Annotated in this window: 14 protein-coding genes; 3 read left to right on the forward strand and 11 right to left on the reverse strand. The window is 59.6% G+C overall.

Going from position 1 to position 15,836, the window contains the following annotated elements; translation table 11 throughout:
- Positions 1-148 precede the first annotated feature (148 nt).
- Positions 149-1,882: a DNA primase gene (gene dnaG, locus DIT71_RS16705; RefSeq protein WP_114614372.1), complete on the reverse strand. Its 1,734-nt coding sequence runs from the start codon at positions 1,880-1,882 to the stop codon at positions 149-151.
- Positions 1,883-2,035: 153 nt separating this feature from the next.
- Entirely contained in the window at positions 2,036-2,251 is a 216-nt protein-coding gene (rpsU, locus tag DIT71_RS16710; RefSeq protein ID WP_007153483.1) for a 30S ribosomal protein S21, read from the reverse strand.
- 239 nt (positions 2,252-2,490) lie between these two features.
- Between rpsU and tsaD the strand changes: the two genes are divergently transcribed.
- Positions 2,491-3,546 carry a tRNA (adenosine(37)-N6)-threonylcarbamoyltransferase complex transferase subunit TsaD gene (gene tsaD / locus DIT71_RS16715; protein WP_114614373.1) on the forward strand — a complete coding sequence of 352 codons (1,056 nt, stop codon included), beginning with the start codon at positions 2,491-2,493 and terminating at the stop codon, positions 3,544-3,546.
- On the opposite strand, the gene plsY is transcribed toward tsaD, so the two are convergent.
- Positions 3,543-4,136: a glycerol-3-phosphate 1-O-acyltransferase PlsY gene (gene plsY / locus DIT71_RS16720; RefSeq protein WP_114614374.1), complete on the reverse strand. Its 594-nt coding sequence runs from the start codon at positions 4,134-4,136 to the stop codon at positions 3,543-3,545. The genes tsaD and plsY overlap by 4 nt on opposite strands.
- Before the next feature lie 160 nt (positions 4,137-4,296).
- Between plsY and folB the strand changes: the two genes are divergently transcribed.
- Together folB and folK (DIT71_RS16730) are read left to right on the forward strand one after the other, a co-directional pair.
- Positions 4,297-4,653, forward strand: a complete 357-nt coding sequence (folB, locus tag DIT71_RS16725; protein WP_114614375.1) for a dihydroneopterin aldolase — start codon at positions 4,297-4,299, stop codon at positions 4,651-4,653.
- Complete coding sequence (folK, locus tag DIT71_RS16730; RefSeq protein WP_114614376.1) at positions 4,653-5,171, forward strand: 2-amino-4-hydroxy-6-hydroxymethyldihydropteridine diphosphokinase; 519 nt, start codon at positions 4,653-4,655, stop codon at positions 5,169-5,171. The genes folB and folK (DIT71_RS16730) overlap by 1 nt, the downstream gene beginning before the upstream one ends.
- 15 nt (positions 5,172-5,186) lie before the next feature.
- Here the strand turns inward: folK (DIT71_RS16730) and pgi are convergent, their stop codons facing one another.
- The 8 genes from pgi to DIT71_RS18050 form a co-directional block, all read right to left on the reverse strand.
- Positions 5,187-6,851, reverse strand: a complete 1,665-nt coding sequence (gene pgi / locus DIT71_RS16735; protein ID WP_114614377.1) for a glucose-6-phosphate isomerase — start codon at positions 6,849-6,851, stop codon at positions 5,187-5,189.
- 28 nt (positions 6,852-6,879) lie between these two features.
- Positions 6,880-7,728, reverse strand: coding sequence for a pantoate--beta-alanine ligase (panC, locus tag DIT71_RS16740; protein ID WP_114614378.1), 849 nt, complete (start codon positions 7,726-7,728; stop codon positions 6,880-6,882).
- A complete protein-coding gene (gene panB / locus DIT71_RS16745) occupies positions 7,725-8,519 on the reverse strand; it encodes a 3-methyl-2-oxobutanoate hydroxymethyltransferase (protein ID WP_114614379.1) in 795 nt (264 codons plus the stop codon). Before panB ends, panC begins: the two co-directional genes overlap by 4 nt.
- Positions 8,520-8,636: 117 nt before the next feature.
- Positions 8,637-9,152, reverse strand: coding sequence for a 2-amino-4-hydroxy-6-hydroxymethyldihydropteridine diphosphokinase (folK, locus tag DIT71_RS16750; RefSeq protein WP_114614380.1), 516 nt, complete (start codon positions 9,150-9,152; stop codon positions 8,637-8,639).
- 2 nt (positions 9,153-9,154) lie between these two features.
- Positions 9,155-10,534 (reverse strand): polynucleotide adenylyltransferase PcnB, encoded by a 1,380-nt coding sequence (gene pcnB / locus DIT71_RS16755; RefSeq protein ID WP_114614381.1) that lies wholly within the window; start codon positions 10,532-10,534, stop codon positions 9,155-9,157.
- A gap of 740 nt (positions 10,535-11,274) precedes the next feature.
- Positions 11,275-12,684: a sigma-54-dependent transcriptional regulator gene (locus DIT71_RS16765; protein WP_114614382.1), complete on the reverse strand. Its 1,410-nt coding sequence runs from the start codon at positions 12,682-12,684 to the stop codon at positions 11,275-11,277.
- Between the two features lie 16 nt (positions 12,685-12,700).
- Entirely contained in the window at positions 12,701-15,652 is a 2,952-nt protein-coding gene (locus DIT71_RS16770) for an ATP-binding protein (RefSeq protein WP_114614383.1), read from the reverse strand.
- Positions 15,642-15,818, reverse strand: a complete 177-nt coding sequence (locus DIT71_RS18050) for a hypothetical protein (protein WP_167363236.1) — start codon at positions 15,816-15,818, stop codon at positions 15,642-15,644. Before DIT71_RS18050 ends, DIT71_RS16770 begins: the two co-directional genes overlap by 11 nt.
- Positions 15,819-15,836: the final 18 nt, after the last annotated feature.

The raw sequence follows: 15,836 nt of genomic DNA on the forward strand, positions 1-15,836 counted from the left end.
AAGTTAAACAGCCATTATAGCTGTCGCGCTATTGGTCTGCCACCGGATGGTTAGATGGTGATCAACACTGCAAGTTTCAAGTGCAATGCCCTTTCCGGCTTCAGTTTCTGCGTATTCTCGCCCGCCGGCCCTGTGCTTTTGCAGCGGCTCAGTCGTCGCTCTGGCCGCTCAGCGCTTTCAGTTCCTGCCGCTCTTCGGCGGTAAGATCCGCAAGGCTGCGTTTCTCTGACAGCAGGGACGCCAGTCGCTGCTTGCGCGCCACCTCCTGGTTCGGGTTCAGCATCTCGCGGGCGCCTGCCAGGGTCTGCTCCCTTGCCGGTACATGTTCAATGCCGTCGAACAGGCCGAAAAACTGTTCCCGGGCCCGTCTATCCGTTGCCAGCTGGTGGGTCAGGGAGCGCCGGTCTTTAATGCCGGTTTCCAGAATCCAGCCGGCGAACTGCCCCGCCTGCCGGTACTGGCGGCTGCTCCTGCAAAGCTCGGCGATTTCGCTGGCCATATCGGGCGCTTCCAGAAGTGCCAGGCACAGCTGGCTATCCTTGCTGAGCTTTACGTCAATCCGCTGTTCCTGTACGCGGCGTTCGCCATATCCGCCCTTGCTGTGCTGCTGGCGCCGGTTTTGCCAGTCACCCCGGCCGGTGCCACACAGTCGCAGCATTTCGTGCCACATGGCGTCCCTGAGGGTGCTTCTGGGCATTTTCTTGAGCAACGGCTCTACCCGCGCCTTCAGTTCGCCCCGGTCTTCCGGCAGGGTCAGGTCCAGCCCTTCGCTCTGCCGGTTGAACAGGTAGCGGGACAGGGGCGTGGCGCCGTCAATGCGCTTCTGGAATGCGTCCGCGCCTTCCTTGCGCACCAGCGTGTCCGGGTCTTCGCCGTCCGGCATCATCAGGAATTGCAGATGCAGTCCGTCGGTCAGCAGTTCCAGGGCGTTTTCCATGGCCTTGTCGGCTGCCCTGTAGCCTGCCTGGTCGCCGTCGAAACAGAACACCAGGTGCCGCACCTGCTTCAGCAGGGCCGATAGGCTGTCCTGGTTGGTGGCGGTGCCCAGTGTCGCCACAGCAAAGTGGATGCCGTTCTGTGCCAGGGCAATGACATCCATATATCCTTCTACCACCAGCAGCCTGTCCAGCTGGCGGATCGACTGCTTGGCTTCGTAAAGGCCGTAAATCTCGCGACTTTTATGGAAGACATCAGACTCAGGGGAGTTGATGTACTTGGCCTTGTCGTCTCCCAGGGTGCGCCCGCCGAAGGCGATGGTCCGGCCGCGACTGTTGCGGATGGGAAACATCACCCGGTTACGGAACAGGTCCCTTGGCCGCCCGTAGCGGTCGGAGACGGTGCCAGTTTCAATCAGCGGACCCTGCAGGTCCTTGCTGGCGCTGTCGTAAAGCGCGGTGCCGGTGCCGGGCGCGTAGCCCAGCATGTACTGTTCAATAATGCTGTCGTCGAGGCCCCTTTGTTTCAGGTAGTCCCGGGCAAGTTCGCCCTGCTGGCTGTTTAGGGCCGACTGGTAGAAGCGGCTGGCATAATCCAGGGCATCGGTCAGTGTTCGCGCCTGTTGCATTTCCTGGCGCGCGCTCTGGTCGTAGGGCACTTCCATGCCCGCACGCCGGGCCAGCTCTTCCACCGCGTCGGTAAAGCCGAGGCCGTCAAACTCGCGGACAAAACTGATGGCGTCGCCATGGGCGCCACAGCCGAAGCAGTGGTAAAAGCCCTTGTCCGGCCGAACGTTGAAAGACGGCGTTTTCTCATCATGGAAGGGGCAGCGGGCCTTGTAGTTGCCGCCGGCCTTTTTAAGGGTGATACGTGATCCGATCAGCTCGGCCAGATCAATCCGGTCGAGCAGGTCTTCAACGAAACGTTGCGGAATCAGTCCACTCATGATGTCTCCGGTCGCGCGGACGTTGCCGGGCGTGGAAGTACAGCCAAAAATGCCGCCGAAGCCAGGCCTCGGCGGCATTTTGGTATCGCTCTGTGCAACCTGCGGCTATACAGGCGATTCTAGGCTTGCAGTCAAGCGGCGTCCGGGTAAAGCTTAGTACAGACGCTCGAACTTGCGCTGTTCCCGCTGAAGCTTCTTGAGATGACGCTTGACGGCTGCAGCTGCCTTGCGCTTGCGCACGGCTGTCGGCTTCTCGTAGTGCTCACGGCGACGTACTTCCGACAGCACGCCTGCTTTTTCGCAGGAACGCTTGAAGCGACGAAGGGCTACGTCAAACGGTTCATTCTCTTTCACTTTAACAGCTGGCATTCGAAAATCACCTACCTGATTGATTCGGTTTCTGTTTTGTCTGATCGACCGGTCAGTCAGATCGACTCGATACCTGGCCAGATTGGCTAAAACTCGACCAGTGCTCATTTAAGGCCGGCAATGATAGCGCTTGCTCATGGCCAAGGTCAATGTTTGTTCGATGAAACTGACGGAGGGTTTCGGGTTTCTGCTAAAATGCTGCGCTGACGTCCACCTGCCCGGAGCTATGGCCCTTAGTTATGCTGATTCTCGGTATTGAAACCTCCTGCGATGAAACCGGTGTTGCCCTGTATGACAGCGAGCAGGGGCTGTTGGCACACGCCCTGTTCAGCCAGATTGATATGCATGCGGATTATGGCGGCGTGGTGCCAGAACTGGCCTCCCGCGATCACGTGCGTAAACTGCTGCCGTTGTGCGACCAGGTACTGGCGGATGCCGGCAGGATCCGCGGCGATATTGAAGGCATTACCTACACGGCCGGGCCGGGCCTGGTAGGTGCGCTGATGGTGGGCGGCTCGGTGGCTCATGCCCTGGGTTTTGCGCTGGGTGTGCCGGTTCTTGGCGTCCACCACATGGAGGGTCATCTGCTGGCTCCGATGCTTGAGGACAATCCGCCGGCCTTTCCCTTTGTTGCCTTGCTGGTGTCGGGCGGCCATACCCAGCTGGTGCTGGTCAACGGCATTGGTGAGTATGAAATGCTGGGGGAATCGGTAGACGACGCGGCGGGTGAGGCTTTCGACAAAACCGCGAAGATGCTCGGGCTGGATTATCCCGGTGGGCCACGGGTGGCTGCGCTTGCAGAGAATGGCACGGAAGGGCGCTATCGCTTCCCGCGTCCAATGACCGACCGGCCGGGGCTGGATTTCAGCTTCAGCGGGCTGAAAACCTTTACCCTCAATACCGTGTCAGCAGCGGAAAAGGCCGGCGGCCTCGATGACCAGACCCGTGCCGACATAGCCCTGGCGTTTGAGGCAGCGGTGGTCGATACCCTGACCATCAAGTGTCGCCGGGCCCTGGAGCAGACCTGCAGCAAGCGCCTGGTGATTGCTGGCGGAGTGAGCGCCAACAAGCGGTTGCGGGCAGGGATGGAGAAAATGGCCGACAAACTTGGTGCCGGTGTGTTTTATGCCCGTCCTGAATTCTGTACCGATAACGGCGCCATGATTGCTTACGCGGGTTGTCAGCGAATGAAAGCGGGGCAGCGGGATGGTGACCGGATTGTGGCGGTGCCCCGATGGCCCATGAATTCCTTGCCACCAATCGGCGAGCCCCGCGGGAATGGACTTGTGGACTAGAAACCCGGTTCGCGGCCCTGGGCCATGCGGATCAGGTTGTTGCGGTGGCGCACCACAATCAGCAGGGCCAGTAGACCGAACAGCGGCAGGGTTTTCGGCTCGATCAGGGCGCTGATGATGGGGCCGCTGATAATGGCAATAATCGAGGCCAGTGCCGAAATCTTCCAGCGCCACATCACCACTGCCCAGATCGCCGCCAGCATCAGAGTGGTCACCGGAGCCAGTGCCAGCCCTGCGCCGAGGGCGGTGGCCACGCCTTTGCCCCCCTTGAAGCGATAGAACAGTGGAATCATGTGGCCTGTTACTGCGCAAAGGGCCACCATGGCCTGGGACAGAATGGTCAGGTCAGCCTGGTGGGCCAGCCATACCGGCAGCCAGCCTTTGGCCGCATCCAGAAGCAATGTCAGTGCTGCCGGTGGCCAGCCCCCGGTGCGGTAGACATTGGTGGCGCCAGGATTGCCGGAACCCTGGGCGCGTGGATCTGGCAACTGCCAGGCCCGGCAGACCGGCAGGGCAAACAGCACCGACCCCGCCAGATAGGCCAGGGCGCAGAGTAATACTGTCAATACCGGGTCACTCAGGTAAGTCATTGGCGGCGTTCGCTGGCAAAGTAAGAAAGGCGCAAAGACGCATGCTGGTCATTTATGAGAAAATGCCGGCCCCGCGACGAAGCAGGTCAGAATTCACACAGTATCCGCTGCCTGCCCGTTATTCAATCAGCAAAGAGTGTAAACCCGGGAGTGCCATCCGTTGACCGATACTGTACTGATCGAGGGGCTGGCCGTTGAGACAATCATCGGCGTGTACGACTGGGAACGGGAAGTCAGTCAACGCTTGCTCGCAGATCTGGAAATGGCCTGGGATAATCGGGTGCCGGCGGCTTCAGATGATGTCAGTGATGCGCTGGATTATGCACAGGTGAGCGAGCGGGTCTCGGCCTACCTCGCGCGGGCCTGTCCGCAGCTGCTGGAAACCGCCGCCGAAGGCATTGCCAGCCTGCTGCAGGAAGAGTTTGGCGTACGCTGGTTAAGAGTGACCCTGCGCAAGCCGGGCGCTGTGCCGGCAGCAGCGGCCGTTGGCGTGAAAATCGAGAGGGGGAGCCGTTGATGGCGCGGGTCTATATCAGCGTCGGCAGCAACATCCACCGCGAGCGGTATATTACGGCGGCGCTGGATGCGCTGGATGGCTGGTTTGATGAGCTGCTGATCTCCTCCGTGTACGAAAGCGAGGCCGTCGGCTTTGACGGCTCGCCCTTCTACAACCTGGTTGTGGGGGTCGACACCCGCCTGACTGTGGCAGAGCTCTCTGCCCGCTTCAAGCAACTGGAGGCGGACAACGGACGGCGCCGGGATGTCCCCAGATTCAGCGCCAGAACCCTGGACCTGGATATCCTCACCTACGATGATGAGGTAGGCAGGGTCGATGGTGTGGAGTTGCCCCGGGGTGAGATCCTGACCAACGCGTTTGTGTTGCGGCCGCTGGCGGAAATTGCGCCGGCCGATGTGCATCCGGTCTGTGGCAAGCGTTATGATGAGCTTTGGCAGGCCTACGACCGTGACCAGAAACTGTGGCCGGTGGATTTTACCTGGCAGGGCCGGCTGATTTCCCGGGCTGCTACCAGGTAACCCGGAAGTTCTTTCTCAGCACGAATGGTGCGAGCGGAACGCCCGGATCAGGTTGTCCGTTGAGCTGTCGCTGGGGCTGGTACTGTCGTCGCTGTCTCCGGTAAGACGGTCCAGGATTCCCTTGCCCATCTGTTTGCCCAGTTCCACGCCCCACTGATCGAATGAATCCACGTCCCAGATAATGCCCTGCACGAAGGTGCGGTGTTCATAGAGCGCGATCAGGGCCCCGACCGTTTCCGGCGTCGCCTTGTCCATCAGCAGGGTATTGCTGGGCTTGTTGCCGGGGATGACCTTGTGAGGTGCCAGTTTGTCGATCTCCTCGGCGCTCATGCCTTCGGCTTTCAGTTCCGCCTTCGCCTCGTCCAGGTTCTTGCCGGACATAAGCGCCCGCGACTGGCTCAGGCAATTGGCAAACAGGATGACATGATGCTTGGCCACTTTGTTGTGGGTTTCCAGGGGAATGATAAAATCCGCCGGAATCAGCCGGGTACCCTGATGCAGCAACTGGTGGAAGGCGTGCTGGCCGTTGGCGCCGACACCGCCCCAAATCACCGGGCCACTGTGGTAGGTCAATGGCACCCCGTCCTGGGTAACGCGCTTGCCGTTGCTTTCCATGTCCAGTTGCTGCAAATGCGCCGGCAGGCTGCGCAGGTAATGATCGTAGGGGAGAATGGTGTAGGTTTCAGCGCCCCAGAAGTTGTTGTACCAGAGTCCCAGCATGGCCATGACCACGGGCAGGTTCTGCTCCAGTGGTGTGTTGCGGAAGTGCTGGTCCATGGCGTTGGCGCCGGACAGCAGGGCACGGAAATTATCCATGCCGATGGTCAGCGCCACGGGCAGGCCAATAGCGGACCATAGCGAGTAACGCCCGCCCACCCAGTCCCACATGGGGAAAATGTTGTCCGCGGAAATGCCAAACCGGACCGCTTCCGGCGAGTTGGCGGTAACGGCCACGAAATGCCTGGCGATCTGGTCCTCATGGCCACCGTTATCCAGGAACCAGGCTCGGGCCACCTTGCTGTTCTCCAGGGTTTCCTGGGTGCGGAAGGATTTGGACTGGATCAGGAACAGAGTGGTTTCCGGATTTACCCGGGCAAGTATTTCGGCAATCTGGGTGCCATCGATATTCGCTACATAGTGACAGTTCAGCCGACCGTGCCAGTAGGGGCGCAGGGCTTCGGATACCAGTTTGGGGCCCAGGAAAGAGCCGCCAATGCCGATGCTGACCACGTCGGTAAAGGCTTTTCCGGTATGGCCCTGCCAGCGCTCGCTGAGGACGTCATCCACGAACTGCGACATGCGATTCAGCGTGCTTTCCACTTCCGGCGCGATGTTGGTGCCGTCTACATGAATTGGTTCACCACTGTTGTCTCGCAAGGCAACATGGAGGGCAGGGCGCTTTTCCGTCACATTGATGTACTCGCCGCGAAACATGGCCTCGGTGCGCTCCGGCACACCGCAGCTTCTGGCCAGTGCCATCAGCCTGGCCATGGTGTCATCGGTCATGCGATTGCGGGAGAAGTCCAGGGACAGGCCGCCGCCACGGATGAAGAAGCGGTCTGCCCGGCCCGGGTCATCGCGGAACATGTCCCGCATGTGGGTGTTTTTCAGATCCCTCTGATGGCTTGTCAGTGCCTGCCACTCGGGCCGGCTGGTGAGTGGAGCAGAGCCCTGGGACATAATGGAGTCCTTTCGTCAGTCTTCGTGGTTAGCGGGTAACCGACAGGTTGTCGATCAGCCGTGTGGTGCCAAGGAATGCAGCCACCAGCAGTGTCAGTTCGGCGTCTTCCGCGCGGGCCGGTTTCAGGGTCAGGCCGTTGGCAATGTTGAAGTAGTCAGGACGCAGACCGGCTTCGCTGAGGGCTTCGTTGGCTTCCTGCTCGAGCGCCACAAAATCATTACGGCCTTTGCGTATCTGCTCCGCGGTCTTTTGCAAAGTGCGGTAAATGACTGGAGCGATGGCGCGCTCCTCCTCGGTCAGGAAGCCGTTGCGGGAACTTTTTGCCAGTCCGTCGTCTTCGCGGATGGTGGGGCTGCCGATCACTTCCACCGGGATCATCAGGTCCCGGGTCAGTTTGCGGATCACGGCCAGCTGCTGGTAATCCTTCTCGCCGAAGACCGCGATGTCCGGCTGCACCATATTGAACAGTATGGTGACAACCGTTGCTACTCCCTCGAAGTGTCCGGGCCGGCTGGCACCGCAATGGCCCTCGCTGACCTCGGGCACGATCACGCGAGTCTGTCGTGCCAGCCCCTGGGGGTAGATCTCCTCGTTGGAGGGAGCGAATACCAGGGTGCTGCCGGCGGCATCCAGCCGTTCCTGGTCTTCGATCAGGGTGCGGGGGTAGGTGTCCAGATCTTCGGTGACACCAAACTGCATGGGGTTCACAAAGATGGTGGTGACCACAATGTCGGCAGCCTCCCTTGCCTTCCTGACCAGTGAAATATGGCCCTCATGCAGGTTGCCCATAGTGGGGACCAGCCCGATGCGCTTGCCTTGCTGGCGATAGCTGCGAAGCATGGCGCGAAGTTCTTTCAGTGTATGTACGGTTCTCATGCCTTGAACGTATGCTCCTCGGCGGGGAATGAACGGTCGCGAACAGCGGCCACGTAGGCTTCGATGGCACCTCTTACGGATCCGGACTCCGCGAGGAAATCCTTGACAAAGCGTGGCCTGCGGCCGGTGGTCATGCCCAGCATGTCATGCACAACCAGCACCTGGCCGTCGGTGTCGGCGCCAGCGCCTATGCCGATCACCGGTGCCTGAACGGCCAGGGTAATGCGGGCAGCCAATGGCGCAGGCACACATTCCAGAAGGATGATGTCCGCGCCGGCAGCCACCAGTTCGCAGGCGTGTTCTATCATCAGCTCGGCGTGTTTTTCATCACGGCCCTGGACCTTGTAGCCACCAAACTTGTTAACGAACTGTGGCGTCAGGCCCAGGTGGGCACAGACCGGCACGCCGCGTTCGCTGAGGGCGTGTATGGTGTCTTTCATCCAGTCCGTGCCCTCCAGCTTGACCATGTGCGCGCCCGCGCGCATCAGTTCGGCAGCATTCTCCAGAGCGGCCTCGATAGTGCCATAGGTCATGAACGGCATATCAGCCATGATCAGCGAGCCGCGGTTGCCCCTGGCCACCGAAGAAACGTGGTACACCATCTGGTCCATGGTGACAGGCAGGGTGCTGTCATGTCCCTGCAGCACCATGCCCAGGGAGTCGCCGATGAGGATGACATCCACGCCCGCTTCGCTCACGATCTGAGCAAAAGTGGCGTCGTAGGATGTCAGCATGGAGAAGGCTTCGCCCTTCTGCTTGTATTCCCGCAGGGTGTTGATGGTAACAGCCATAGAATCCTTGCCTTGTGGGTGGACGGGCCAGAACCGTACCGGGTATGCCGGCAATCAGGCCCTAAGGGTAATCCGGGGCTTGGTCTGAGGCAATAGCCGCACACCAAGCCCGTGGCCTCAGCCGGGTGGAAAGAGGGGGCGCCTCAGGGGGTTGAGCTTCTGCAGGTTGTTGTCCGGGCATCGTTGCCTGAGGTCTGCGAGACGGCGACCGTCCGGCAGGGTCCGCGCCGGATCCAGATCCAGCAGCGGCTGGAGCACAAAGTCCCGGTTTGCCAGTTCAGCGTGGGGGACCGTCAGCCGCTCGCTGTTGATTACCTCCGCGCCATACAGCAGCAGATCCAGGTCCAGTGTCCGCGGGCCCCACTGTTGAATTCGCTCGCGGCCATGGGCCTGCTCTATGGCCTGCAGTTGGTCCAGCAGTTCCAGGGGGGTGAGTTCTGTGCGAAGCCATGCCGCGCCATTCACAAAGTCTGGCTGGTTTTGGGGGCCTACCGGCTTGCTGCTGTAAAAGGGGGACTGCGCCACCAGCTTGGTTTTTGGCAATGCCGCCAGCCGGGCTACAGCGCCGGCCAGTTGTGCTGATGGCTCCGCCATATTGCTGCCAAGCCCGACAAAGGCATCGTTGGCCGCCATGGTCAGTCCTTCTTGGCAGGCTTTTTACGCCGGCGCTTCTTCGGGCCGTCGCTGCCCAGCTGGGTCAGCATGCGCTCCTGGCCACGCTCGTCCGATTCCTGGAACTCGGTCCACCATTGGCCGAGCCCGGGCTCGATTTCACCGGACTCTTCCCGCACCAGCAGAAAATCGTAGGCGGCACGGAAGCGGGGATGGGACATGGTCACAAATGCACGCTTCCCCTGGCGCCGTGGCAGGCGCATCTGCAACTCCCATATCTCCTTCATGGGTCCGGAGAAGCGTTTGGGAATGGATGTGGCCTGAACCTGACGGCCAATCACCTTGGCGATGGACTGGTGCAGGGCGGGCTGAACCGGCTCGCCGTTATCCTGGCGCTTGCGCCATTCCGCTTGCAGTGCAGGCCAGAGCATGGCGGCAAACAGGAAGTAGGGTGTAACTGATTTGCCCTGGGCGATACGGGCGTCGGTATTGCGCAGGGCTTTGCGAATCAGCTCGTCCGGCTCGCCGTTGTCGATGGCCTGTACCGTTTCCGGAAACAGGGGCGCCAGCAGGTTGTACTCGCTGAGCAGATCGTAGGTGGCCTCGCCATGCCCCGCCGAGAACAGTTTCAGAACCTCTTCGAACAGGCGTGCCGGCGGGATATGGGTCAGCAGCGGCGCCAGCTCCTGAATCGGGGCCTCGGTTTCCGGCTCGATATCGAAGCCCAGCTTGGCGGCAAAGCGCACGGCACGGAGCATGCGTACCGGATCTTCGCGGTAGCGGGTTTCCGGGTCGCCAATCAGCCGCATCTGGCGGTTCTTCAGATCCTCTATGCCATTGGCAAAGTCCACCACGGTGAAGTCACGGATGCAGTAGTAGAGGGCATTGACCGTGAAGTCCCGACGCAGGGCGTCTTCCTCCTGGCTGCCGTAGACGTTGTCCCGCAAGAGCAGGCCGTGTTCACTGGTGCGGCGGTCATCGTCATCGTCGGTTTCTTCTTCCGCTTCCGCGGCGTTACCGCGGAAAGTGGTGACTTCAATGACCTCCCGTCCGAACAGCACATGAACAATGCGAAAGCGCCGGCCAATGAGCCTGGAGTTACGGAACAGCTCGTGTACCTGCTCCGGAGTGGCGTTGGTGGCGATGTCGAAGTCCTTGGGCTTGCCGCCAAGCAGGATGTCACGAACGCCGCCCCCCACCAGGTAAGCCTCGTAGCCGGCGTTGTTCAGGCGACTGAGTACCTTCTTGGCGGGCTCACTAATGGCGGAGCGGGAGACATTATGCTGGTCGCGGGGGATTTCCTGGCGCTGGTAGGGACGGGCTTTCTTTTTCCCGTTACCTTTCAGGAGCGACCGGAATTTCTGGACGGTTGATGACAGAAGATTTTGTGTATTAGTAGACATTGAATTCCGTTATTGCCATTAGCAAAAGCGAGAGTTTAACGGTTTGGGCGGGATTTGCACATGTCTGGGGCCATAAGCAGCCGAAAACTGCCAGTGGAGGGGTGGAGGCGGCCGGTGTGGAAAACCGCTGGCCCAGAACATCAAAAGGCGGATCCGTTCTCACGAATCCGCCCTGAAAGCGTTGACGATCTGCATTGTTTTTGTTTTTACCGGGATTATTCTTCGTTGTTCTACCCCACTGTCAATCCCCAAATTCAGGGACATCAGCAGTGCAAACGGAAAGCTTTGAATACACAGAGCAGTCAAAGACATCGAGCAGGCCATAAGGTAAATGCAGTGGCGTCTGTACGACGATTCTTGTCTACATCTACAACCCGCACGTGTCATGGGACCACTAAAAAGCAAAGTACCCAAAACACTCAGTTCGCTCACGTTCTGTATTTGTTTTTGTTACCGAACGTTTTCTACAGCTTTTTGTCTTTGTTTTTGACGCTGCGTGATCACTGTTGTTTTTGTTGTTGTGCGCTATATAGACTGCAGTCCGTGTGCCAGTTTTTGAAATCCCTTTCTTAACAGTCAGTTAGTTTTTTGGGACGTCTTCGAAGAAGTACGTATAAGTCCGAAGTGTTACTGAGTGGCCGCTTTTTAGATCGAGAGTGTTACCGTGGGGAACACGTGGTAACAAATGAGCGTGGGTTCAGTTTTTAAGGTAACAACTTCCCGGACTCGATCCGTCTTTGTCAGTTGCCTGAGGTCTTCTTGCGGGGGATGCCCAGGCGCTGGCGCCGCTCCCAGAGCGATTTCCGGCTGATGCCGAGTTTCAGAGCGAGTTCCGTTTCGCTCATCCGCTCCTGGTTTTCAAGAACAAAGTGCTGGAAATAGTCTTCAAGGGAAAGATCACTGGTTGATTCAGCCTCTCGCGAGAGCGTCTGCTCATTATTGCCTTCAACCAGGGACTCCGGGATGTTTACGTCGCCACCTTCACCATCGAGGTCCAGCAGAGATGGGGTGATCAGATCGTTGTCGCAGAGGATGGTTGCCCGTTCGATGGCGTTTTCCAGCTCCCTGACATTGCCCGGCCAGCGATGCCTCTCCAGCGCCCGCATGGCCTCTGGTGTCAGCTTCAGGTTGGGCTTCCCCATTTTCTCGCCCTGACGCTTCAGGAAACGCTGGGCCAGCCCCAGGATATCTGCCTGGCGTTCCCGCAGGGGCGGAATGCGCACCTGCATGACATTCAGGCGATAGAACAGGTCTTCCCTGAATTCGCCGGTCCGGGTCATCGCCTTGAGGTTGCGGTGAGTCGCGGCAATCATGCGTACATCCACCTGACGACTCTGGGTGGAGCCTACCTTGCGGATCTCACCTTCCTGGAGCACCCGCAGCAGGCGAGCCTGGGCTTCGGCCGGAAGTTCGCCGATCTCATCCAGAAACAGACTGCCGCCGTCTGCAGCTTCGATCAGGCCCGTGCGCGCGGAAACCGCACCGGTAAAGGAGCCTTTTTCATGGCCGAACAGCTCCGATTCGATCAGGCTTTCGGGAATGGCGGCGCAATTGACCGAAATCAGCGGGTTGGCTGCGCGTGGGCTCATCAGGTGCAGTGCCCTTGCCGCCAGCTCTTTACCGGTGCCTGATTCGCCCTGAATCAGGACCGTGGTCTCGGTCGGTGCTACCTTGCGAATCAGTGTGAAGACTTTTTGCATGGCATCACAATCGCCAAACATGATGGCGGCGGGATCGCTGTCCGGATGACTTTCAAAGGGAACCTTTTCGGGGTTTTCGGCTGTGGCGCCGGTTGGTCTTGGCTGCCGGGCCAGAATGCTCTCGACCGCCTCCAGCATTTCATCATGGTCGAACGGTTTGGCGATGTATTCGACTGCGCCCATTTTCATGGAATCCACGGCGGAACGTAGGCTGGCATAGCTGGTCATGATCAGGACCGGGGTGTCCGGTGCGCGCCTGATCAGTTCCGTGCCGGGAGCCCCGGGGAGCCTCAGGTCGGAAATGATCAGATCAAAGCTGGCGGGGTCATGGTTGGCTTCCGCTTCTTCCACCGATTCCGCATCCGCGACTTCATAGCCTGCGTGGGTGAGCAGTTTGCGCACCGCTGAACGGATTATCTCTTCATCTTCGACGATAAGAATACGAGGCATAACGGTTTTACGACCCTTAGTTCTGGCTGATGGTGTTTCCGGCGTCCGGTTCGTAGGCGGGTAACCTCAAGCGCACGCGGGTTCCCCGGCCCAGATCAGCATTCGCCGGGCTGTCCACCTGAATGTTGCCGTAGTGCTCTTCAATGATGCTGTATACCAGTGATAACCCAAGGCCGGTTCCCTTGTTGGGGGCCTTGGTGGTGTAAAAAGGCTCGAAGATGTGGTCCAGTTGTTCTGTTGGTATTCCAGACCCTTCGTCAGTGACTTCGATGATAGCGGAGTAACCGTCGAGGTTTCCACTGATGTGAACTTTGCCGCCGATGGGCGAGGCATCCCGGGCATTGGCCAGGAGGTTGATAAACACCTGAACCAGCCTCTGCTCGTCGCCCAGGATCAACAGGTTTTCCGGGCAGTCATTGACATAGAGAACGCCCATGCTCTTATCGCTTAGGGAAAGCAGGTTGATGGACTCATTGATGCAGCGGCGGATGGCCACGGGTTCGTAGCGGTTTGCATGGGCGTGGTTGCCCGTGCGGGCAAAATTCATCAGCGACTGGAGAATGGTGGATATCCGCCGGGTCTGTTGCTGGATCTGCTCAGCGGTGGAAAGGATGTCGGGGTCGTCGGTTTCCAGTTTCAGGTTCTGGGCCAGAGAGGAGATGCCGGTGACCGGATTGCCAATCTCGTGGGCAACGCCGGCAGCAAGCCGGCCCACGGATGCCAGTCGCTCGCTGTGCATTAATTCGTCTTCCAGCAACCGGGTCTCAGTCTGGTCCTCCACCAGGATAATGCTGCCGCCCTCTGTGTGATCAGGACCGCTCAGGGCAGCCTTGTGGAGGTTCAGCCAGTGGGGACGACCTTTCAGATCCAGCCTGTGCTTGTATCGATGTAACTCTTCGCCGCTGTTAAAGTCATCCAGTAACAGGTGCCAGTGTTCCGGCAGTGCCATCAGCTTCGCCCCCACCACGTCATCGGCGGTAATACGGGTCAGGGTTTCCATGGCATTGTTCCACATCAGGATTTCGCCATCCTCACCCACCGAGCAGGCGGGTATGGGCAGGTTCTGAAGGGTCTGGCGATAGTGTCTGCGAAGATTGTCCAGTTCGCCGGCCAGCCCCGTCAGCCGGTTCTGGTAGTCGCCAAGTGCCCGCTCCACGTAACGGATGTCCTGGGCTGTACCGCCACTTGCCATGGGCTTGTAACCAAGGTGTCTTTTAACCAGGTCCCTCGCAACGGCAGGGCCCAGCAAGCCGGAGAGGTTCACTTCGACCCGGTCACGAAGCCGCCTGAGCTGGTAGGGCCGGTATTCCACATTGGGCAGCTTCAGCTGGGCCAACGCCCGGTCCACTTCCCGTCGGGCTGCGCTATACCCCAGAGGAACCGCCAGCTGCCGCACAAAATCTCCCGAGGAGGTGGCCAGTAATTCCCGGCGCTGGGGGCGGGAAAGTGCTCCCAGTGAGCAGGCTTCGGCGGCGCTGGCTTCTTCGGCCGTGCTGGCGCTAAGGACGGACATCACCGCAAACACGATGACGTTTGCGGTCAGGCTGACGAAGGTAAAGATGTGCCAGTTGCTGTAGTCCGGAACCAGCGGGGCACCAAGAAACTCCAGCAGGTTTGCGGTGTGGGAAAATGGCAGCACCAGGGTGACAGCCCAGATAACAAGCCCTGTAACCAGCCCCGCGATCAGCCCGCGGCGGTTGCCCTCCGGCCAGTAGATGACCCCCAGTGCTCCGGGCAATAGTTGCAGCATGCCAGACAGCGAAATGGCCCCCAGAATCGCCAGGTCAAGATTTTTGCCCAGGGTTTCGTGAAACAGCAGTGCCGCGAAAATGATGGCAGCAATCAGCAACCGTTTAACCCATCGCAGCCAGTGGTAGATATCACCCTGGTCTTTCGGGGTGCGCAGGGGCAGTACCGCGTGGTTCAGAACCATGCCCGCCAGTGCCAGGGTGCTGACAATCATCAGCCCGCTGGCGGCGGACAATCCGGCAATGTACATCAGCAGGGTCAGTGCCGGGCTGCCCAGTGCCTGGGCGATACCAATGGCGTAGAAGTCCGCGCCGGTGGTGGCTGCCAGGGCCTGGCCACCCCATAGAATCAGCGGTACCGGCAGGCCCAGTAACAGCAGGTAAAGGGGAAGGCCCCAGCTCGCCTTTGCCAGTGCTTTGGGAGAGGGGTTTTCGTTGAACGTCATATGGTACATGTGGGGAAGTACCAGGGCGCCGGCAAACGACATCAGCATCAGTGCCCGCCAGCTGCCGTCATCAATGCTCATGGTCATTGAACTGATCGGCGTTCGCTTTTCTGCCAGCCAGGTTTCCAGGCCGCCAAGGCCGCCAAATACGCCAAACAGGACCACGCCGCCCAGGGTCAGCAGCGCAAACAGCTTGACCAGGGAGTCGAACGCAATTGCCAGTACCAGGCCCTGGTGGTTTTCCGATCCCTGGCTGCGGCGCGTGCCGAACAGCATGGCGAAAAGGACCACCGTAATGCTGAACAGCACGCTGATCAGCCGCGGAGAGGTATCGGGTGCCAGCAGGCTGGCGGAGGTCGACACCGCCTGAATCTGCATGCTCAGCAGGGCCAGTATGGCGGTGCCGGAGCAGATGGTAACCAGGGTGCCGGCCCACTGACTGCGATAGCGGTAGGCAAACAGATCGGCAAGGGACGTAAGCTGGTAGGCGCGGCCAATTCTCATGACCGGGTTAAGCAGCACCGGCGCCAGCAGGAAGGCGCCGCTGATACCAAGATAGTAGGCCAGGAAGCCGAATCCGGATTCCGCGGCCATGCCCACGGCCGCGTAGACGGCCCAGATGCCGGCATAGACGCCGAGGCTCAGTGTGTAGACCAGTGGGTGCCTGACCCAGCTGCGGGGCAAAATCCCCTTTTCGGTAATCCAGGCGATGCCGAAGAGCAGTATCAGGTAAAGCAGACTGGCGAGTAACAGCCCGGGGGCGCTAAAACTCATTGGGATCCCGGCGCCATTCCAGCCAGAAGCCGATAGCGATCAGGCCGGCCCATATCAGGTACGGGCTGTACCAGGCATTCTCCGGCGAGGTCCACCAGTCAAGAATGTTGGGGGAAAATATGTAGATGGCCAGAACCAGAAGGAAGACCAGACGGTAGATATACATCGGGCATGATATCCGCAC

Origin of the sequence: Marinobacter vulgaris (assembly GCF_003344045.1) — a bacterium.
Taxonomy (GTDB): domain Bacteria; phylum Pseudomonadota; class Gammaproteobacteria; order Pseudomonadales; family Oleiphilaceae; genus Marinobacter; species Marinobacter vulgaris.